General features: G+C 55.2%; 20 protein-coding genes and 1 pseudogene. 18 read left to right on the top strand and 3 right to left on the bottom strand.

All coding sequences use genetic code 11. The features are described 5' to 3' along the window. Window positions 1-106: 106 nt before the first annotated feature. Genes argC through erpA form a run of 4 tightly spaced genes read left to right on the top strand, consistent with a single transcriptional unit; the run spans window position 107 to window position 2,732 of the window. Complete coding sequence (argC, locus tag DBR37_RS11730) at window positions 107-1,144, top strand: N-acetyl-gamma-glutamyl-phosphate reductase (protein ID WP_124574678.1); 1,038 nt, start codon at window positions 107-109, stop codon at window positions 1,142-1,144. Window positions 1,145-1,161: 17 nt separating this feature from the next. Further along, the gene (locus DBR37_RS11725; protein ID WP_124574677.1) at window positions 1,162-1,917 is read left to right on the top strand and encodes a DUF6776 family protein; all 756 of its coding nucleotides are present in this window, start codon (window positions 1,162-1,164) and stop codon (window positions 1,915-1,917) included. Window positions 1,918-1,929: 12 nt separating this feature from the next. Continuing rightward, on the top strand, window positions 1,930-2,331 hold the full coding sequence (locus DBR37_RS11720; RefSeq protein ID WP_124574676.1) for a polymer-forming cytoskeletal protein: 402 nt from the start codon (window positions 1,930-1,932) through the stop codon (window positions 2,329-2,331). 50 nt (window positions 2,332-2,381) lie between these two features. Next, window positions 2,382-2,732: an iron-sulfur cluster insertion protein ErpA gene (gene erpA, locus DBR37_RS11715; protein ID WP_124574675.1), complete on the top strand. Its 351-nt coding sequence runs from the start codon at window positions 2,382-2,384 to the stop codon at window positions 2,730-2,732. Window positions 2,733-2,812: 80 nt separating this feature from the next. Here erpA and DBR37_RS11710 read toward each other — a convergent pair whose 3' ends face one another. Beyond that, window positions 2,813-3,943: an anhydro-N-acetylmuramic acid kinase gene (locus DBR37_RS11710; RefSeq protein ID WP_124574674.1), complete on the bottom strand. Its 1,131-nt coding sequence runs from the start codon at window positions 3,941-3,943 to the stop codon at window positions 2,813-2,815. An 89-nt stretch (window positions 3,944-4,032) separates the two neighbouring features. Then, complete coding sequence (locus tag DBR37_RS11705; RefSeq protein ID WP_124574673.1) at window positions 4,033-5,400, bottom strand: peptidoglycan DD-metalloendopeptidase family protein; 1,368 nt, start codon at window positions 5,398-5,400, stop codon at window positions 4,033-4,035. A gap of 155 nt (window positions 5,401-5,555) precedes the next feature. Here DBR37_RS11705 and tyrS point away from each other — a divergent pair, with 155 nt between their 5' ends. From tyrS to DBR37_RS11645, 12 genes are all read left to right on the top strand, one after another. After that, window positions 5,556-6,797, top strand: coding sequence for a tyrosine--tRNA ligase (tyrS, locus tag DBR37_RS11700; protein ID WP_124574672.1), 1,242 nt, complete (start codon window positions 5,556-5,558; stop codon window positions 6,795-6,797). Between the two features lie 10 nt (window positions 6,798-6,807). After that, the gene (dtd, locus tag DBR37_RS11695; RefSeq protein WP_124574671.1) at window positions 6,808-7,257 is read left to right on the top strand and encodes a D-aminoacyl-tRNA deacylase; all 450 of its coding nucleotides are present in this window, start codon (window positions 6,808-6,810) and stop codon (window positions 7,255-7,257) included. Between the two features lie 332 nt (window positions 7,258-7,589). Beyond that, the gene (locus DBR37_RS11690) at window positions 7,590-8,228 is read left to right on the top strand and encodes a YbhB/YbcL family Raf kinase inhibitor-like protein (RefSeq protein ID WP_124574670.1); all 639 of its coding nucleotides are present in this window, start codon (window positions 7,590-7,592) and stop codon (window positions 8,226-8,228) included. Between the two features lie 13 nt (window positions 8,229-8,241). Beyond that, window positions 8,242-8,892: a histidine phosphatase family protein gene (locus DBR37_RS11685; RefSeq protein ID WP_124574669.1), complete on the top strand. Its 651-nt coding sequence runs from the start codon at window positions 8,242-8,244 to the stop codon at window positions 8,890-8,892. Window positions 8,893-9,034: 142 nt separating this feature from the next. After that, a complete protein-coding gene (gene dusB, locus DBR37_RS11680; protein WP_124574668.1) occupies window positions 9,035-10,051 on the top strand; it encodes a tRNA dihydrouridine synthase DusB in 1,017 nt (338 codons plus the stop codon). Between the two features lie 79 nt (window positions 10,052-10,130). Beyond that, window positions 10,131-10,364, top strand: coding sequence for a Fis family transcriptional regulator (locus tag DBR37_RS11675; RefSeq protein ID WP_041296317.1), 234 nt, complete (start codon window positions 10,131-10,133; stop codon window positions 10,362-10,364). A gap of 388 nt (window positions 10,365-10,752) precedes the next feature. Beyond that, a complete protein-coding gene (purH, locus tag DBR37_RS11670) occupies window positions 10,753-12,318 on the top strand; it encodes a bifunctional phosphoribosylaminoimidazolecarboxamide formyltransferase/IMP cyclohydrolase (protein WP_124574667.1) in 1,566 nt (521 codons plus the stop codon). 56 nt (window positions 12,319-12,374) lie between these two features. Then, window positions 12,375-12,917 carry a crossover junction endodeoxyribonuclease RuvC gene (gene ruvC / locus DBR37_RS11665; protein WP_124574666.1) on the top strand — a complete coding sequence of 181 codons (543 nt, stop codon included), beginning with the start codon at window positions 12,375-12,377 and terminating at the stop codon, window positions 12,915-12,917. A 32-nt stretch (window positions 12,918-12,949) separates the two neighbouring features. Beyond that, window positions 12,950-13,525, top strand: a complete 576-nt coding sequence (gene ruvA, locus DBR37_RS11660; protein WP_124574665.1) for a Holliday junction branch migration protein RuvA — start codon at window positions 12,950-12,952, stop codon at window positions 13,523-13,525. 45 nt (window positions 13,526-13,570) lie between these two features. Then, window positions 13,571-14,629 (top strand): Holliday junction branch migration DNA helicase RuvB, encoded by a 1,059-nt coding sequence (gene ruvB / locus DBR37_RS11655; RefSeq protein ID WP_124574664.1) that lies wholly within the window; start codon window positions 13,571-13,573, stop codon window positions 14,627-14,629. A 7-nt stretch (window positions 14,630-14,636) separates the two neighbouring features. After that, complete coding sequence (locus DBR37_RS11650; RefSeq protein ID WP_124574663.1) at window positions 14,637-15,092, top strand: YaiI/YqxD family protein; 456 nt, start codon at window positions 14,637-14,639, stop codon at window positions 15,090-15,092. A gap of 190 nt (window positions 15,093-15,282) precedes the next feature. Continuing rightward, window positions 15,283-16,125, top strand: coding sequence for a 2-keto-4-pentenoate hydratase (locus DBR37_RS11645; protein ID WP_124574662.1), 843 nt, complete (start codon window positions 15,283-15,285; stop codon window positions 16,123-16,125). A 106-nt stretch (window positions 16,126-16,231) separates the two neighbouring features. Here DBR37_RS11645 and DBR37_RS11640 read toward each other — a convergent pair whose 3' ends face one another. After that, window positions 16,232-19,129 carry a valine--tRNA ligase gene (locus tag DBR37_RS11640; protein WP_124574661.1) on the bottom strand — a complete coding sequence of 966 codons (2,898 nt, stop codon included), beginning with the start codon at window positions 19,127-19,129 and terminating at the stop codon, window positions 16,232-16,234. A 311-nt stretch (window positions 19,130-19,440) separates the two neighbouring features. Between DBR37_RS11640 and thiS the strand changes: the two genes are divergently transcribed. Together thiS and DBR37_RS11630 are read left to right on the top strand one after the other, a co-directional pair. Further along, window positions 19,441-19,644, top strand: coding sequence for a sulfur carrier protein ThiS (thiS, locus tag DBR37_RS11635; protein WP_124574660.1), 204 nt, complete (start codon window positions 19,441-19,443; stop codon window positions 19,642-19,644). A 106-nt stretch (window positions 19,645-19,750) separates the two neighbouring features. Next, window positions 19,751-19,899 (top strand): annotated as a pseudogene (locus DBR37_RS11630) (thiazole synthase); the annotation flags it as partial.

Genomic DNA, 19,899 nt, shown 5'->3' with positions numbered 1-19,899 from the left:
TGGCGGCTTTTTTTATCCTGGTTTGCGATTGGAAGCGATGGTGGGCGAGCGTATGCAGCTCATCGCCTGTTAAAATAAAACGAAGTAAATTTTGCTAGGAAGAAACATGATCAAGGTTGGCATCGTCGGCGGCACCGGTTATACAGGCGTGGAATTGTTGCGCTTGTTGGCAACACACCCGGAAGTCAAACTCACCGCGATTACATCGCGCAAGGAAGATGGTTTGCCGGTGGCCGATATGTTTCCGTCATTGCGCGGACGTGTGGATCTGGCGTTTTCGGCGCCGGAAAAAGCCAGGCTGACCGAATGTGATGTTGTCTTCTTCGCTACGCCGCACGGTGTGGCCATGGCACAAGCGCCGGAATTGCTGGCGGCTGGCGTCAAGGTCATCGACCTCGCTGCCGACTTTCGCTTGCAGGACATCGCTTCCTTTGAGAAGTGGTACAAGATCCCGCATACCTGCCCAGAGTTGCTGAAAGAAGCCGCGTATGGCCTGGTTGAATTGAATCGCGAGGCTATCCGCAAGGCGCGCATCGTTGGCAATCCAGGCTGCTATCCGACCACCATGCAACTGGGTCTCGCGCCTTTGTTGCAAGCCGGCGTGATTGACGCCTCGCACCTGATCGCGGATTGCAAGTCGGGCGTATCCGGTGCCGGTCGTAAAGCTGAAGTCGCGACGTTGTTCTCTGAAGCGGGCGATAACTTCAAGGCCTACGGCGTGTCTGGCCATCGCCATTCGCCTGAGACCCTGGAACGTTTGCGTTTGCTGACCAAGGATAAAGTCGGCTTGCTGTTTACCCCGCATCTGGTGCCGATGATCCGTGGCATGCATTCGACCCTGTATGCGCGCCTGACCAAAGACATCGACAACGCCGCCTTGCAAGCCTTGTTCGAAAACGCATATGGCAACGAACCCTTCATCGATGTCATGCCTTTTGGCTCGCATCCTGAAACACGTTCGACCCGTGCGTCGAATATGTTGCGCATAGCCTTGCATCGTCCGGACGATGGCGACACGCTCGTCATCCTGGTCGTACAGGACAATCTGGTCAAGGGCGCTTCCGGTCAGGCAGTGCAATGTATGAACCTCATGTTCGGCCTGGATGAAACGGCCGGTTTGATGCACATCCCTGTCTTGCCGTAATGATGCGCATCTGATTCATGAGTAAGCCTAAACCGGTTTTTAAGTCGCTGCAGCGCAAGCTATGGATGCGTCGCTGGTCGATTTCAGCGCCGCGCATGACCATCAAGAATCACCTGCCGTGGCCTTTGCGGGCGGTATTCATCGCAATCGTGGTGGGTTTGGGCGGTGCGATGGCGATGTGGGCGTATGACCTGGGGCGCAGTTTTACCGGTTTCAAGCCGGGCGCGACTACAGAGCAGTTGGCAGACGTGCAAGAACAACTGAAGCAAATCAGCGCCGAGCGGGACAAGTTTGAAACGACAGTCAATGCGGCAGAAAGCCAACTTAATATAGAGCGTTCGCTGCAGTCCCAATTGTCGCGTCAGATCAAAACGCTGGAATCAGAAAATACCAAGCTGAAAGAAGATTTAGCTTTCTTTGAAAGTCTGTTGCCTACCGATACCGGTGCGCAAGGAATTACGATACGACGCCTGAAGGCGGAAATGCTTGAGCCGACGCAACTGCGTTATCGTTTGTTATTAATGCAAGGCGGCAAAGTGGGGCATGATTTCGGCGGCAATTACCAGCTGATAGTGACATTCGTGCAGGACGGCAAAAGTGCTATGATGACCTTTCCAAAGCCGGATGAAGCAGATAAATTCAAGCTTTCCTTCAGGCATTATCAGCGTTTAGAAGGCGTCCTCACGATACCTGCAGGTGCAGTGCCCAAATCGGTTCAGATCAAGGTTCTTGAAAAAGGCACTTTGCGCGCGCAACAGTCTTCAAATTTGTAAAGGAGCGTCATCATGTTTAGCCGTAAAGCAAAAAGTACGATAGATAGCCTGATAGGCGCTTCCACCATCATTACCGGCAACGTTCATTTCAAGGGCGGTTTGCGTATCGATGGTTGTGTCAAAGGTGATGTGATTGCCCAGGCGGATGAAATCAGCATGCTGGTCATCTCTGAGCATGCACGGGTCGAAGGTGAAGTGCGGGTTGCACATTTACTTGTTAACGGGGAAATTATCGGTCCGGTATTTTCATCGGAATTGCTTGAATTGCAGCCGAAAGCCCGCATAACTGGTGACGTAAACTACAAAGCGCTGGAAATGCACGGCGGTGCAGTAGTCTCCGGCAAGCTGACCCATGAGGTCGATGAACCGATTTTGAAGTTGGCTGTACCTATACTGGCCGCGAACAATACGTAAAACGCGGCTTAGGTCTATAATGAAGTACCGTTTTCCAGCAGGAGCCTGAAATGAATGCAGTTGCCGAAATGCCATCCCCTATCGTTTTCAGCGACAGCGCTGCGCTGAAAGTTGCAGAGTTGATCGAAGAAGAAGGTAATCCAGATCTGAAATTGCGCGTATTTGTGCAGGGTGGCGGTTGCTCCGGCTTCCAGTACGGCTTCACGTTTGACGAAATCGTCAATGAAGACGACACCACCATGACCAAGAACGGCGTGCAGTTGTTAATCGACTCGATGAGCTACCAGTATCTGGTCGGCGCAGAAATCGATTACAAGGACGATCTTGAAGGCGCGCAATTCGTGATCAAGAATCCGAATGCAACAACAACTTGTGGTTGCGGTTCTTCGTTCTCGGCTTAATCGCGTAACGACGCAGCTTCGTTTCAAATAAAAAGCGCAGAAGATTCTGCGCTTTTTTTACGTCCGTAAACTTTGCATGCTCAGGCCGGGTACAGCGCACCCAAGATCCGTAAGCCGCGCGCGCCAGTCACCGATGGCAGGTTGCCCGGTTCACGTGCTGTGAAACGTTGCGCCAGCCACGCAAAGGCCAGTGCTTCCACCTGATTCGGTGCGACACCCAGCGCCACCGTCGACTCGACCCTGATCGTCGCCTGATGCAACTTCAATGCATAGTGCAATAGCGTCAGCAGGTAATGGTTGTAAGCGCCGCCGCCGCATACATACACCGCCTGGGTGTGCGGTGCATACAGTTTGATTGCATCAGCCAGCGTGGTTGCAGTGAATACCGCCAGCGTGGTTTGTACATCGGCACTCGCCAGGCCGGGGAAGTCGGCCAGTTTTTGCGCCAGCCACGCCGGATGGAATAAATCACGCCCTGTACTTTTCGGTGGTGCAGCAGCGAAGAAGGCTTCATCACGCAGTGCCGCCAACAATTCGGCATGCACATTACCAGTCTTGGCCCATGCACCATCTGCATCGTAAGGCTGGCCATTGTGCTGTGCTATCCATGCATCCATCAATACATTGCCGGGGCCGGTATCGAAACCGATCACCGGTGCGTCTTTATCCTTCGGCAGAACGCTGATATTGGCAATGCCGCCTATGTTTACCAGCACGCGGTTTTCAGTTGTTGATCCGAATAGCGCCTGATGGAAGGCCGGTACCAGGGGCGCGCCTTGTCCGCCCGCGGCGATGTCGCGGCTGCGCAGATCGGCGATGACATCGATGCCGGTGAGTTCGGCCAGCAAGGCAGGGTTGTTGATCTGTCGTGTATAGCCCGCTTCCGGTCGGTGCCGTATGGTTTGACCATGTACACCGATGGCTGTCACGCGATCCGCATTGAGCTGCGCCTGTTGCAACAAGTCGTGCACGCATTCTGCGTAGTAAGCGACCAGCTTGTTTGCTGTGATGGCTTCACGATGAATTTCATCCGGGCCTGCGCTTTGCAGCGCCATCAGCTCGGCACGCAACGCATCGGGGAAGGGTACGTAAGCTGCAGCCAGGGTCTGGCGCACGGCGCCATCGGCAGAGAATTCGGCGAGGATGCCATCGACACCGTCCAGGCTGGTGCCGGACATCAGGCCAATGAAAAGGGAGGAATCAGTAGGCATAAAAAAACCGTTCATCAGGGTAGTTCACTCTACACCGGACGAACGGTTTTGTGGAGCCGGATCAGGCAGATCCGGCTCAGAAGAGCTGCTTATTTTGCTGCGAGGCGCACGTTGCTATTTTCCGGCGACAGCAAGGCAAAGCGATGTGTCATGTCGGTTGCGACGGTGCGGAATTTTTGCATTTGCGCAGCGGTCAACGGCTGTGCATTCGGGATGTCGACCGACATCGGGTCGCGGGCTTCATTGTTGACGCGGAATTCATAGTGCAAGTGAGGGCCGGTCGACCAGCCCGTCATGCCGACATAGCCGATAACCTGGCCCTGGCTGACTTTGCTGCCTTTGCGGATGTTGGTAGCGAAGCGGCTCATGTGCGCGTAAGCAGTGGAATACTTGGACCAGTGCTTAATGATGACGACATTGCCGTAACCGCGTTGCGTACCGGCAAAGTCGATCACGCCGTCGCCGGAAGCACGGATAGGGGTGCCGATTGCAGCTGCAAAGTCGACGCCTTTATGTGCTTTCCACAAACCGGAGATCGGATGCTTACGCACCGAGAAGCCGGACGAGATACGCGAGAATTCGAGTGGCGATTTGAGGAAGGCTTTTTTCAGCGACTTGCCGTCGAAACCGTAGTAACCGCCGCTCGAAGCAACGCTAGGATCATCGAACCAGACTGATTGATAAGTTGCCGGGCCATTCATGAATTCGCCTGCCAGTACACGACCTGCATAGACGTATTCGCCGTTTTGCCAGAATGTTTCGTACACTACATTGAAGCGGTCACCGCGACGCAGGTCGGAGCCGAAGTCGATGTTGGTGGAAAACATATCGACGATTTGCGAAGCGACGTTGTCTGGAATTTGTGCGGCGTCAGTTGCGGCAAACAATGAGGATTTGATTTCGCCGGAGCGCATTTCTATGCGTTTTTCCAGGGCGATGGCTTTTTCAGTCGCCTTGAAACCCTTGCCTTCGCGGCGGATTTCAATGTTCTTCAGATTGCCGGCGCCAGTGCCGACGGTGCTGCTGAGCCAGTTCAGTTCGCCGTCTTCAGTGGTTTGCACCTGTACCCGTTTGCCGGCTTTCAGTTGCATCACATTGCGTGCGATGGCATCGGACTTGATGAAGTTGCTGGCATCGGCATCATCCACACCCAGGCGGTTAAGCAGTGTGGCAAGGGTGTCACCCGAGCGTACGCGCTCTTCGCTGATGTAGTTTTGCTGGAGGGTGTCGAGTGCAGCGATCTGGTCGGCCAGATGCGGCAGCTGCAATTCCTGCGTAATGGACTTGATCGGCAAATCATCGGCATCAGGGGCCATAGGAGCCACGCCTGCTGCACCAAACGCGCACACTGCCAGCAGCAATGCGGAGGCGGAAACGATGCGGGTTTTGCGGGATGATCCGAGTAGTAGCTTTTTACTGGCTGAGCTTGCGCTAAGTAATTTATTTAATGTGAACATGCAATAAGTTAAAATCTGCCGCTTGTTCGGTTTCTCTTTCTTGTGTTTTTATAAGTTGATGAACGGCAAGGTTAGAGTAGCTGGATTTAAATTAAAAAAGCATTGTACCGATTTCTGTTTTTCTTACCCCCTTTTTTACAATTTACTTTTACGATATGGACGTTTCTTCTAGCAGCAAAGCGGATCAATTGCCTCTCTCAGACAAGGTGCAAGAGGCCCTGGCGGTCGCTAAGCGCGGCGTTGAAGAATTGTTAATCGAATCAGAGTTCGCGCAGAAGCTCGCGCGGTCTGAACAAACTGGCAAGCCTTTGCGCATCAAACTCGGTCTGGACCCGACTGCACCAGATTTGCACCTGGGTCACACCGTTGTATTGAACAAGATGCGTCAGTTGCAAGATCTGGGCCATCAGGTCATCTTCCTGATCGGTGATTTCACCTCCATGATCGGCGACCCATCCGGCCGCAACATCACGCGTCCGCCGTTGACAAAAGAGCAAATCGAAGAAAACGCGAAGACTTACTTCTCGCAAGCCAGCCTGGTGCTGGATCCGGAACGTACCGAGATCCGCTACAACTCGGAATGGTGCGATCCGCTGGGCGCACGCGGCATGATCGAGTTGTCGGCCAAGTACACAGTGGCACGTATCCTCGAGCGCGAAGATTTCACCAAGCGCTTCAAGGCGAATACGCCTATCTCGCTGCATGAATTCCTCTATCCGCTGATGCAGGGCTACGACTCGGTTGCCCTGAAGTCCGACCTGGAGCTGGGCGGTACTGATCAAAAATTCAACTTGCTGGTAGGTCGCGAGTTGCAAAAAAGCTATGGCCAGGAGCAGCAATGCATATTGACCATGCCTTTGCTCGAAGGTTTGGACGGCGTTGAAAAAATGTCGAAATCCAAAGGGAATTACATCGGCATTACCGAACCGGGCAACACCATGTTCGCCAAGCTGATGAGCATTTCCGATGTGATGATGTGGCGTTACTACGAATTGTTGTCTTTCCGTTCACTCGCCGAAATCGCTCAATTCAAGCAAGACATCGAAGGCGGTCGCAATCCGCGCGATGTCAAAGTCTTGCTGGCGCAGGAAATCGTTGCACGCTTCCATTCCGTACAAGCGGCGGAAGATGCGCTGACAGACTTCGTCAATCGCTCCAAAGGCGGTATCCCGGACGACATCCCTGAAGTTGCGCTGACAGGCGCACCGTTGGGCATAGGTCAATTGCTCAAGCAGGCGAACTTGTGCGCGTCGACTTCGGAAGCCTTGCGCATGGTAGAGCAGGGCGGCGTACGGATAGACGGTACCGTCATCAGCGATAAAGCATTGAAAGTGGAAGCGGGCACCGTGGTCGTACAAGTCGGCAAGCGCAAGTTTGCCCGCGTAACACTGGCTTAAGCAGGGCTGCATGATTGCACTCTTGCAGCGCGTCGCGCATGCCAGCGTCGTGGTCGATGGCGCGACGGTAGGCGCTATAGATGCCGGGCTGATGGTATTGCTGTGTGCGGAGCGCGGCGATACCGAGAAGGAAGCCGATGCCTTGCTCGGCAAATTGCTGTCGTATCGCGTGTTTTCGGATGCAGCCGGCAAGATGAATCTGAGTGTGGTCGATACCGCCGGTGGCGTATTGCTGGTGCCGCAGTTCACGCTGGCGGCAGATACCCGCTCCGGTACGCGTCCTTCATTCACGCCAGCGGCAGCGCCGGATCTTGCGCGTGCCCTGTTTGATTATTTTGTAGTGCAGGCACGCGCACGCCATGCGAATATCGCCACAGGGCAATTCGGTGCAGATATGAAAGTTTCACTCACCAATGACGGACCGGTGACGTTTTGGTTGCAGGTCAAGCCGGCAGTTTGAAATATCCGTGCGGCATGATTTGCTTGCTGCCGCTACAATGCTAGAACTCATTTCACAAATATCCGTGAGATGCGTTCTTACCAAAAGCGGTGCTGGCAAGGCGCGCGACGCGTCGCATAGCGGGGCTATACGCAAGGAGCGCACCGCGGCCAGCGCCGCTTTTGGTAAGAACGCGTAGGGAACGGGCTATTTGGGCGTATTGCTGCGTTGCGCCACTTGCCAAGGGGGCCACCCTTGGCGGCGCGACACGCCTTGCACTACCTCCCAAATAGCCAGGTTCGCACTCACGGATATTTGTGAAATGAGTTCTAAATTAAACAGTCGAGTGCACGATGAAACTATGGAGTGATTCTTTCAAGGATGGCGCGGCAATCCCGGGCGAGTTCGCTTTTTGCGTGATCGACCCGGCGACGCATGTCACTTTATCCAGCAATAAAAATCCCCACCTGGCCTGGAGCGGCGTGCCGGCAGCGACCAAATCGCTGGTACTGGTCGTGCACGATCCGGATGTCCCTTCACGTGGTGACGATGTAAATCAGGAAGGCAAGACCGTGCCTGCTGATTTGCCGCGTGTCGACTTCTTCCACTGGACCCTGATCGATATCCCGGCAGAGACACAGCAAATTGCTGCAGCATCATTTGCCAGCGGCGTGACACCACGCGGCAAATCCGGCCCGGCAATCGACCATACACCGATCAAGGGTGCGCGTCACGGTATCAACGATTACACCGGCTGGTTTGCGTCGGATGCCGATATGGCAGGCGCATACTTTGGCTATGACGGCCCGTGCCCGCCGTGGAACGATGCGATTGTGCATCGCTATGTATTTACTCTGTATGCGCTGGATATTGCCAGTGTGCCGCTGGATGGTGAGTTCACCGGCCAGCAAGTGCGCACTGCGATAGCCGGGCATGTGCTGGATCAGGCGAGTGTCAGTGGTAGCTACACCTTGAATCCGGCGCTGGTCTAGTAACGAGGATGATGTGACAGAAATATTATTGATACGCCATGGTGAAACCGAGTGGAATGTCGGCAAGCGTTTGCAGGGACATACCGACGTTGCGCTGAACAACGAAGGCAGGCGGCAGGCCGCAGCACTTGGACGTTTCTTGCTGGACGAGCCATTGGATGCGATTTACTCGAGCGACTTGTTACGTGCCTACGATACGGCGCAGGCAGTCGCGATTCCGCGTGGTATGCAAGTGCAGTCCGAGCAGGGTTTGCGTGAGCGCTGCTTTGGTGCTTTCGAAGGCTTGAACCACCCGGAAATCAAGGAAAAATTCCCGGAAGATTACGCCGCCTGGCAGCGTCGCGATATCGATGCGCGCTATCCGGACGGTGAGCGCCGTGCGGAAACCTTGCGTGAATTTGCAGCACGGGCGGTGGACTGCATCGCCCGCCTTGCAAGCCAGCCGGGTAACCGCAAGATCGCGGTCTTCACGCATGGCGGCGTGCTGGATTCGGTGTACCGCCGTGTGAAAAGCATGGGCTATGAGCATCCGCGTGACTTTGACGTCCTGAACGCCAGCATCAACCGTGTGAGCTTTGATGGTCAGAATTTCCAGATCCTGCAATGGGCGGATGTCTCGCATCTGGCGCATGCATCACTGGATGAGAACGACAATCCAAAGTAACGCCAGATTAAGTACGCGAAATAAAGCAGCAAAATAGGCAAACTGGCAATAAGTTGCCTGCAAATACAACGTTTGTCGCATTGCTGCAGAAGTCACCGGCGGATGCGGCTAAAATAGCGGTTTTCCTCCGCATGCTGCTGTCGTGAACATCGGTCCCTATTCCCTTCCGAACAATGTCTTTGTCGCCCCTATGGCCGGGGTGACGGACCGGCCATTCCGCCAATTGTGCAAACAATTGGGCGCGGGCTACGCCGTGTCGGAGATGGCGGCATCGAATCCGCGTTTGTGGGCCAGCGATAAATCCACGCGTCGTACCAACCACGATGGTGAGGTCGAGCCGAAGGCGGTGCAGATCGCCGGTGCCGATCCGGTCTTGCTGGCTGAGTGCGCCAAATTCAATGTGGATAAAGGCGCGCAAATCATCGATATCAACATGGGTTGCCCGGTCAAGAAGGTGTGTAATAGCTGGTGCGGTTCGGCCCTGTTGCAACACGAAAGTCTGGTCGCGGAAATCCTGGAAGCCGTGGTCGCATCGGTCAACGTACCGGTCACGCTGAAATTTCGCACCGGCTGGGACCGGGCGCACAAGAATGCGTTGAATATCGCGCGCATCGCCGAACAAAGCGGCATCGCCATGCTGACCCTGCACGGACGTACCCGTGCCGATGGTTACAGCGGCGACGCTGAGTACGAGATGATTACCGCAGTCAAGGCATCGGTTTCCATACCCGTTGTGGCGAATGGCGACATCACGACGCCGGAGAAAGCGCGCTATGTGCTGGATGTGACGGGCGCGGACGCCATCATGATCGGTCGTGCGGCACAGGGTCGGCCATGGATTTTCCGTGAAATCGAGCATTACCTGCGGACCGGGACTTATTTGCCGCCGCCTATGATTGCCGAAGTGCAAGCACTGATGGATGAACATTTGCGTGCGCATTATGCTTTTTATGGTGAATACCTCGGGGTACGTACGGCGCGCAAGCATATAGGCTGGTACGTACGGGAACTGGTAGGCGGCGAAGCATTTCGTCAACAAATGAACAAGCTGGAAGACTGCGAGCAGCAATTGGCTGCCGTAAATACATTCTTTGAAATGCAGTTGGCCCACGGCGAACGGTTACAATATCGTCCGACCGCAGAAAAGTTGGCCGCCTGATACGGGGTTGGTGTCTTGCCATGTAAGTGGCAGAATGCGAGCCCGACAAATTATAAAAACGCGCAATCAACTAAGCACAATGAGCAAAGATAATATCCAAGAAGTCGTCAAGAAAAGCCTCGAGAAGTATTTCAAGGACCTCGGCGAGCAAATGCCATCGAATGTCTATGAGATGGTGGTCTTCACCGTAGAAAAACCCATCCTCGAAGCAGTGATGGAGCGTGCTGAAGGCAACCAGTCGCACGCGGCGGACATGCTGGGCATTAACCGCAATACCCTGCGCAAGAAATTGCAGCAGCACGATTTATTGTAATTCCCAACCTTCTTCCCGCACTCGCGGCGGGAAGTGAATAAGCTAAGGGCAGTGGCGTCGCGGCCTGTTTCAAATCTGCTTACGACGCGCCTTTATCTAGAACTCATTTCACCAATATCCGTGAGATGCGTTCTTACCAAAAGCGGTGCTGGCAAGGCGTGCGACGCGTCGCATAGTAGCCTATGCGCAAGGAGCACAACGCGGCCAGCGCCGCTTTTGGTAAGAACCCGAAGGGAACGAGCTATTTGGGCGTATTGCTGCGTTGCGCCGCTTGCCAAGGGGACCACCCTTGGCAGCGCGACACGCCTTGCACTACCTCCCAAATAGCCGCGTTCGCACTCGCGGATATTTATGAAATGAGTTCTACTTTACTTCCACTATTTTCATCATGATCAAACAAGCTCTCATCTCGGTCTCCGACAAAACTGGCGTTCTGGAATTTGCCCGCGCCCTGTCAGGCATGGGTGTCAACATCCTGTCGACCGGAGGCACCGCAAAACTGCTGGCTGAGAATGGCATCAGCGTGACCGAAGTGGCCGACTACACCGGCTTCCCTGAGATGCTGGATGGCCGCGTCAAAACCCTGCACCCGAAAGTACACGGCGGCATCCTGGCGCGTCGCGATTTTCCTGAGCATGTCAGCGCACTGGAGAAGCACGCGATCCCGACTATCGACATGGTGGTCGTCAACCTCTATCCATTCCAGCAAACCGTGGCACGTGCAGAGTGCTCGCTGGAAGATGCCATCGAAAACATCGACATCGGCGGTCCTGCGATGTTGCGTTCGTCGGCCAAGAATCACAAAGACGTCATCGTCATTTGCGATCCGACTGACTACAGCCAGGTCTTGAGCGAACTGGGTGCGAATAATGGCGAAGTCACCTACGAAACCAAATTCACATTGGCGAAAAAAGTATTCGCGCACACCGCGCAATACGACGGCGCGATCACCAATTACTTCACCTCACTGGGTGCAGATAAACAGCACGCCACACGCAGTGCTTATCCGTCTACCCTGAACCTGCATTTCGAAAAAGTGCAGGAAATGCGTTACGGTGAAAATCCGCATCAATCCGCCGCCTTCTATCGCGAAAGTAATCCGCAAGTCGGCGCGTTGGCTAATTACACGCAATTGCAAGGCAAGGAACTGTCGTACAACAACATCGCCGATGCAGATGCAGCATGGGAATGCGTGAAGACTTTCGACGAGTCCGCATGCGTCATCATCAAGCACGCGAATCCTTGCGGTGTGGCAGTCGGCATCAGCCCGCTGGAAGCGTATAGCAAGGCTTTGCAAACCGATCCGACCTCGGCTTTCGGCGGTATCATCGCCTTCAACCGCGAGCTGGATGGCAACGCGGCAGAAGCAGTCGCCAAACAATTCGTTGAAGTTCTGATCGCACCATCGTTCAGTGAAAAAGCCAAACAAATTTTCGCCGGCAAACAAAACGTACGCCTGCTGGAAATCCCGCTCGGCAATGCAGTCAATGCACATGACTTCAAACGCGTAGGCGGTGGCTTGCTGGTGCAATCGCCGGATGCGAAGAATGTTTTGCTGTCCGAATTGAAAGTCGTCAGCAAGAAGCAACCGACACCACAACAATTGCAAGACCTGATGTTTGCATGGCGCGTCGCCAAGTTCGTGAAATCGAATGCAATCGTGTTCTGTGCAAACGGCATGACCATGGGCGTAGGCGCAGGTCAAATGAGTCGCATCGACTCCGCACGTATTGCCTCGATCAAGGCGCAGAACGCAGGCTTGTCGCTGGCTGGTACCGCAGTCGCGTCGGACGCGTTCTTCCCGTTCCGTGATGGTCTCGACGTAGTGGTTGCTGCCGGTGCGACTTCGGTCATCCATCCGGGTGGTTCGATGCGCGATCAGGAAGTAATCGATGCAGCGGATGAACAAGGCGTCGTGATGCTGATGACAGGCACACGCCACTTCCGTCACTAATCAGCAAAGTCATGCGACACTAGTCGCGTGACTTGCTTATAGCTACTTCCTACTCCATGAAAATTCTCGGCATCGACCCTGGCTTGCGTACCACCGGCTTTGGCGTGATCGAGAAGCATGGCAACAAGCTCAGCTACATCGCATCGGGCACCATCAAAACGCCCGATGCCGATTTACCGCAGCGCCTCAAAACCATACTCTCCAGTGTCTCCGAAGTCATCGCGACGTATCGCCCCGATTGTGCGGCGATAGAGAAAGTATTCGTCAACGTGAATCCGCAATCGACACTCTTACTCGGGCAGGCACGTGGCGCCGCAATTTGCGCACTGGTGCATGCCGATTTGCTGGTGGCGGAATACACCGCGCTGCAAGTCAAGCAGGCGGTCGTCGGGCAGGGCAAAGCGCAAAAAGCACAGGTGCAGGATATGGTGCAACGCTTGCTGAAATTATCGGGTATGCCCGGCACTGATGCCGCCGATGCATTGGGTGTGGCGATCTGCCATGCGCATAGCGGTGAAACCCTGAGTGTGCTCGGTGCGCTGGCACCGGAGCTGGCACGCAAAGGTTTGCGTGTGCGCGGCGGCCGCCTGGTCGGTTAGTATTAGAACTCATTTCACAAGGTCACAGCGCGATGATAGGTCGTCTTTCCGGAGTATTGCTCGAAAAAAATCCACCGCAATTGCTGGTCGATTGCAACGGCGTCGGTTATGAAGTCAATGTGCCGATGAGCACCTTCTACAACCTGCCCGGCCTGGGTGAAAAAGTTGTGCTGCTGACCCATCTGACCGTGCGTGAAGATGCGCATATCCTGTTTGGTTTTGGTACGAACGAAGAACGTAACGTCTTCAAGCAATTGGTAAAAATCACCGGCATAGGTGCGCGTACGGCGCTCTCCATTTTGTCCGGCATGTCGGTCGCTGACCTGGCGCAATCGATCACCTTGCAGGAAGCCGGACGCCTGACCAAGATCCCCGGCATCGGCAAGAAAACCGCCGAGCGTCTCTTGCTGGAACTGAAGGGCAAGCTGGGTGCCGACCTCGGTGGAGCAGGTGCGGTTGCGACCGATGCGACTTCCGACATTCTGAATGCATTGCTGGCTTTGGGTTATTCCGACAAGGAAGCGATGCTGGCACTCAAACAAGTGCCCGCCGGTACCGGTGTCTCTGACGGTATCAAGCTCGCGCTCAAGTCCTTGTCCAAGGCTTAAGGCCTGTCCTATTAACTTTCGCCGCCGCCACGCTACAATGCGACCATGAGCATACAAACCGACGATTTCAGCGAACAACGCATCATAGCCGCGACCCCAGCCTCTGCTAACGAGGAGGCGATAGAGCGCGCGCTGCGTCCCAAGCAACTGGACGAATATGTAGGCCAGGAAAAAATCCGTGGCCAGCTGGAAATCTTCATCACCGCAGCGCGGCAACGGCATGAAGCACTGGATCACACTTTGCTGTTCGGTCCGCCGGGTTTGGGTAAGACGACCCTCGCGCACATCATCGCGCGCGAAATGGGCGTCAACCTGCGCCAGACTTCCGGTCCGGTGCTGGAACGTGCAGGTGACCTGGCAGCATTGCTGACTAACCTCGAAGCCAACGACGTACTCTTCATCGATGAAATCCACAGGTTGTCGCCGGTGGTCGAAGAAATCCTGTATCCGGCGCTGGAGGATTACCAGATCGATATCATGATCGGCGAAGGTCCTGCTGCGCGCTCGGTGCGCCTGGATTTACAGCCGTTCACACTGGTCGGCGCAACCACGCGTGCCGGCATGTTGACGAATCCTTTGCGTGATCGCTTCGGCATCGTGGCACGTCTCGAGTTTTATACGCCGCTGGAATTGGCGCGTATCGTGACCCGCAGTTCTTCCTTGCTGAATGCGCCTATCGATGACGATGGCGCATTGGAAATTGCCAAGCGCAGCCGTGGTACGCCGCGTATCGCGAACCGCTTGTTGCGTCGCGTGCGTGATTACGCTGAAGTCAAAGGCAATGGCAAAATCACCAAAGCCATGGCCGATGCCGCACTGGTTATGCTGGATGTCGATCCGGTCGGCTTCGACCTGATGGATAGAAAGCTGCTGGAAGCGGTACTGTTCAAATTCAATGGCGGGCCGGTCGGCCTCGATAACCTCGCCGCAGCCATCGGTGAAGAGCGCGACACCATAGAAGACGTGCTCGAACCCTATCTGATCCAGCAAGGCTTCCTGCAACGCACGCCACGCGGACGCATCGCCACGCCTGCCGCCTATACCCATTTCGGTGTGACTGCGCCGCAGACCGGGCCGACTGGCGACTTGTGGGCAGGGCAGTAAGCGCAGCATGCAAATCTGGGTTGATGCCGATGCCTGTCCCAATGTGATCAAGGAAGTCTTGTTTCGCGTGGCGGACAGACTCGAAGTACAAGTCACACTGGTAGCCAACAAATTACTGCGTACACCGCCATCTCGTTTTATCAAGGCGCTGCAGGTGCCTGCCGGTTTTGATGTGGCAGACAATGAAATCGTGCGTCTGGTACAGCCCGGCGACCTGGTGATTACCGCCGATATCCCGCTGGCGGCCGACGTGCTGGAAAAAGGCGGGCATCCGCTGAATCCGCGCGGCGAGTTTTATACCAAAGACAACATCCAGCAGCATTTGACGATGCGCAGTTTTATGGATGACTTGCGCAGCAGCGGCGTCGATACCGGCGGTCCGGCCGCCTTCAGCCAGGGCGATACGCGCAATTTTGCCAATCAGCTGGATCGTTACCTGGCACGCCAGCGCAGTCAAGGCTGACGGTCGCGTTGACAGCAGTCACTGTTGCACTGTGTCATTAGTCAAATGATATCTCTGCATTAAAAAATTTCATCTGATACGGTCGTCCTGGGACAAATTGCTCCTTTGCAGGGCGTAGTCCTTGTGTGAGAATGTTGCATCGCAAATAAGGCTTTATTTCCTTTATTTAACTTCTCTGCGCGAGCTAGCCATGTTGATGTCTACCCAAGCCAATCGATACGCGCACCAATTGCTGACTGCGCGAGCGGATGCGCAACAAATTCCCTGCCTGACCAAAGACGACAATCTGAGCATTGCCGATGGCTATGATGTGGCCAAGTGCATCGTCGATATACGTACTGCACAAGGCGAGACGCCGATAGGGCGCAAGATCGGTTTTACCAATCGCCGTATCTGGCCGAACTACGGTGAGCGCGAACCGATCAGCGCGCCGATCTGGGCGCATATGTATGACGATACCGTGCGCTATTCGGAAGATAACCATGGCTTGCAGGACCTGACAGGTGCAGTGCAACCACGCATAGAACCGGAGATCGTATTCAAGCTGGCCAAGGCACCGCCTAAGGATGCGACGCTGGAAGATATCGCCGAGTGCATAGAGTGGATGGCGCACGGCTTTGAGCTGGTGGTGTGTCCGTTTGCGGACTGGAAGTTTGAAGCTGCCGATGCGGTTGCGGCTTTTGGATTCCACGGCGCACTGATCCTGGGCGAACCGCACGTGTTGTCGTCGGCTACGCGTTCGCATCTGGCCGATATCCTGACTGCCGCCAGCGTTTCGCTGTCGTATAGCGAAGGTGAAGAGTTCAGACTGCATAGCGCAGGCTTTGGCAGCAATGTGCTGGACAGCCCGGTGCACGCCTTGCTGAACCTGCACCAGACCCTGCAGACGCAGCCGCAGTTCGCACCATTGGCGGCTGGTGAAATCATTGCGACCGGTACTTTGACCGATGCTTATCCGGTCAAGCCGGGGCAAACATGGTCGACTGCATTTTCCGGCGTTGCCTTGCCTGGACTGACTTTATCGTTCGTCTGATTCTGCAGAAATCACATGAAAAAGCGGCTGACGTATTGCTACGTCAGCCGCTTTTTTGTTGCCGCCCATTACCGCCCCGTCAGCAGGGCGGCATCAGCTTGCACACTTACAGTTTGGCAAATTGCTCGCGCAGTTTATTCAGTGTGGCCGAGAAGTTGGCGACGCGTTCCTTCTCCTGTGCCACCACTTGTGCCGGGGCACGCGCGACGAAGCTTTCATTGCCGAGCTTGCTGTTGGCTTTGGTGATTTCACCATCCAGACGCGCGATTTCCTTGCTCAGGCGTTCGCGTTCTGCTGCCACATCGATTTCTACTTTCAGCATCAGCTTAGCGGTGCCGACGATGGAAACAGGTGCCGGCGATTCCGGCAACTGGTTCGCAACATTTACTTCCGACAGCTTGGCCAGTGCTTGCAGATACGGTGCAAACGATTGCAGGCGTTCAGCCTGAGTTGTGTCGCCTGCTTCCAGGATCAGCGGCACGCGCAATGCCGGTGACAATTGCATTTCACCACGCAGGTTACGGCAGGCATCGGTCATCGACTTCAGTTCTGCCATCCAGTTTTCTGCCTGCTCATCAATCTTGCCAGCCTGTGCTTCAGGGTAGGCTTGCAGCATGATGGAATCGCCAGCCGGATTTGCTTTGTAACCGGTCAGCGGTGCCACGGTTTGCCACAATGCTTCGGTGATGAACGGTATCACCGGATGTGCCAGGCGCAGTATGGTTTCCAGTACGCGCAACAGGGTGCGACGGGTCGCGCGCTGCTGTGCTTCCGTACCGGTCTGGATCTGTACCTTGGCCACTTCGAGGTACCAGTCGCAATACTCATCCCAGATGAATTGATACAGCGACGCTGCGATATTGTCGAAACGATAGTCGGCAAAGCCTTTGGCGATGTCGGCTTCGGTGCGCTGCAGTTTGGAAACGATCCAGCGATCTGCTTGCGAGAAGTCGGTGTAACCACCCGGATCACAATCACCGGCTGCGCATGGCGCATCACGGAAACCGCAATCGTGGCCTTCGCAATTCATCAGCACGAAGCGCGTTGCATTCCACAGCTTGTTGCAGAAGTTACGATAGCCTTCGCAGCGGCTCAGGTCGAAGTTGATGTTGCGACCCAGCGACGCATAGCTCGCCATCGTGAAGCGCAGTGCATCGGTACCGTAAGCCGAGATACCGGCCGGGAATTCCTTGCGCGTTGCTTTCTCGATGCTGGTCGCCTGCTTCGGATTCATCAGGCCGACGGTGCGCTTGCCTACCAGATCATCGACGTTGATGCCGTCGATCAGGTCGATAGGATCCAGCGTATTGCCTTTCGACTTGGACATTTTTTGTCCGCTGCTGTCGCGTATCAGGCCGTGCACGTATACCGTTTTGAACGGGACTTTGCCGGTGAAGTGCGTGGTCATCATGACCATGCGCGCAACCCAGAAGAAAATAATATCGAAGCCGGTTACCAGTACTGACGATGGCAGGAAGGTTTTGAAATCCGGCGTTTCTTCCGGCCAGCCCAGTGTCGAGAACGGTACCAGTGCCGACGAGAACCAGGTGTCGAGTACGTCTTCGTCGCGTGTCAGCAGGCCGTTGTAGCCAGCTGCAGCAGCCTTGGCTTTTGCTTCTTCTTCATTGCGTGCGACATAGACTTTACCTTCGCTGTCATACCAGGCCGGGATTTGATGGCCCCACCACAGTTGACGCGAGATACACCAGTCCTGGATGTTGTTCAGCCACTGGTTGTAGGTATTGGTCCAGTTCTCCGGCAGCATCTGGATTTCACCATTCGCGACTTTTTCCAGTGCGACTTCGGTAATCGATTTGCCCGGGAAGTAAGTGCCTTCCGGTGCTGGTTTGCTCATGGCGACGAACCACTGATCGGTCAGCATAGGCTCGATCACGGTGTTGGTGCGGTCGCCGCGTGGCACCATCAATTTGTGCGGTTTGACCAGTTCCAGCAAACCTTGTGCATCGAGGTCGGCGACGATTTGTTTGCGCGCGGCAAAGCGATCCAGGCCCTGATACGCAGCAGGTGCGTTTTCATTGATCTTGGCATCCAGTGTCAGGATGCTGATCTTGTCGAGGTTGTGACGCTGGCCGACGGCGTAATCGTTGAAGTCATGCGCAGGCGTGATCTTCACGCAACCGGTACCGAATTCCTTGTCGACGTAATCGTCGGCGATCAGCGGGATGTCGCGATCGCACAGCGGCAGCTTCAGCAGCTTGCCGACCAGGTGCTGGTAACGGGTGTCGGTCGGATCGACTGCAACGGCAACGTCGCCCAGCATGGTTTCCGGACGGGTGGTGGCGACCACGATGAAGTTGCGCTCTTCCCATCCGGTGGCATTACCCTCTTCATCAAATGCGATCGGGAATTTGTAGCTCGAACCATCCGCCAGTGGATAGCGGATATTCCACATTTGGCCGTCTTCTTCTTCCGATACCACTTCGAGGTCGGACACGGCAGTGCCGAGTACCGGGTCCCAGTTGACCAGGCGTTTGCCGCGGTAAATCAGGCCTTGTTCGACCAGACGCACGAATACTTCGGTTACGGTTTTGGAGCGTGGCTCATCCATCGTGAAGTATTCACGGCTCCAGTCAGGCGATGCGCCGAGGCGGCGGATCTGGCCGGTGATGGTGGAGCCGGATTTTTCTTTCCATTCCCAGACTTTTTCGACGAATTTTTCGCGGCCGAGGTCATGGCGCGTAATCTTTTGCGCGTCGAGCTGGCGTTCCACCACGATCTGGGTCGCAATACCGGCATGATCGGTACCCGGGATCCAGGCGGTGTTGTAGCCGCGCATACGATGGTAGCGCGTCAGGCCATCCATGATGGTTTGATTGAATGCATGGCCCAGATGCAGGGTGCCGGTCACGTTCGGCGGCGGCAACTGGATGCTGAAAGCGGGTTTGTCTGCGTCGGTGGTGGCGGTGTAGTAACCGCGGTTCTCCCATTCGGTGCGCCAGAACGCTTCAATGTCGGCGGGATCGAAAGACTTGGCTAATTCCATGATTGAGTATGAATTGAATCGAATCAAGCATTATAAGTGACGATGAGGGGGTGTATTGCCTCTGATAGCTCAAATGCAGGTAGAATTCTGGTCTTCTTTGCTGGTCTGAGCCTGTACGCCTTGCCTAAAGTGGAGTTTTAACTGGATGACAAGACGGGCGCCGTCGCCTGTACGACTGACCGCAACGTCCGTAAACAATTGCCGCACAGCTGCGGTAGCCCGGATGCAAAGCCGTAAGCCCTTAAATAAATGACAAGGCAGCCAACGGCACGCAGCCACCATGGAAAATAGTGAAGTGAGCGAGTGAAGTGATGCTGGAGATCGAATTGAACGGCGCTGCGCGCCAGGTAAAGGATGGCCAGAATGTGGCCGACCTGATAGAAGAATTATCACTGTCCGGCAAAGCCGTGGCGGTAGCCATTAACCGTGAAATCGTCCCGCGCGGTACATGGGCACAGCGCCAGTTACAGGCGGCTGACCGTATCGATATCGTGCGCGCCATAGGCGGCGGCTGATCTCAGCCCGTGTCGGCAGCCTGGTCTGCCGCGCATGTTAGCTATTGTTTACTTTAATTCCCACGCAGTTTGCCCCATCCTGCACCCACGTACCCGGAAGCCCATCATGACCAGCGCCCATTTCCCTGACGACCAATTGACGATCGCAGGCACCACGTACCGTTCCCGCCTGTTGGTAGGCAGCGGTAAATACAAAGACCTCGAACAGACCCGTGTTGCCAGCGAAGCCAGCGGCGCACAAATCGTCACCGTCGC

Source organism: Herminiimonas sp. KBW02, from assembly GCF_003852535.1.
In the GTDB taxonomy this organism is placed as follows: domain Bacteria; phylum Pseudomonadota; class Gammaproteobacteria; order Burkholderiales; family Burkholderiaceae_D; genus Oxalicibacterium.
This window is presented reverse-complemented; position numbering and strand designations above follow the sequence as displayed.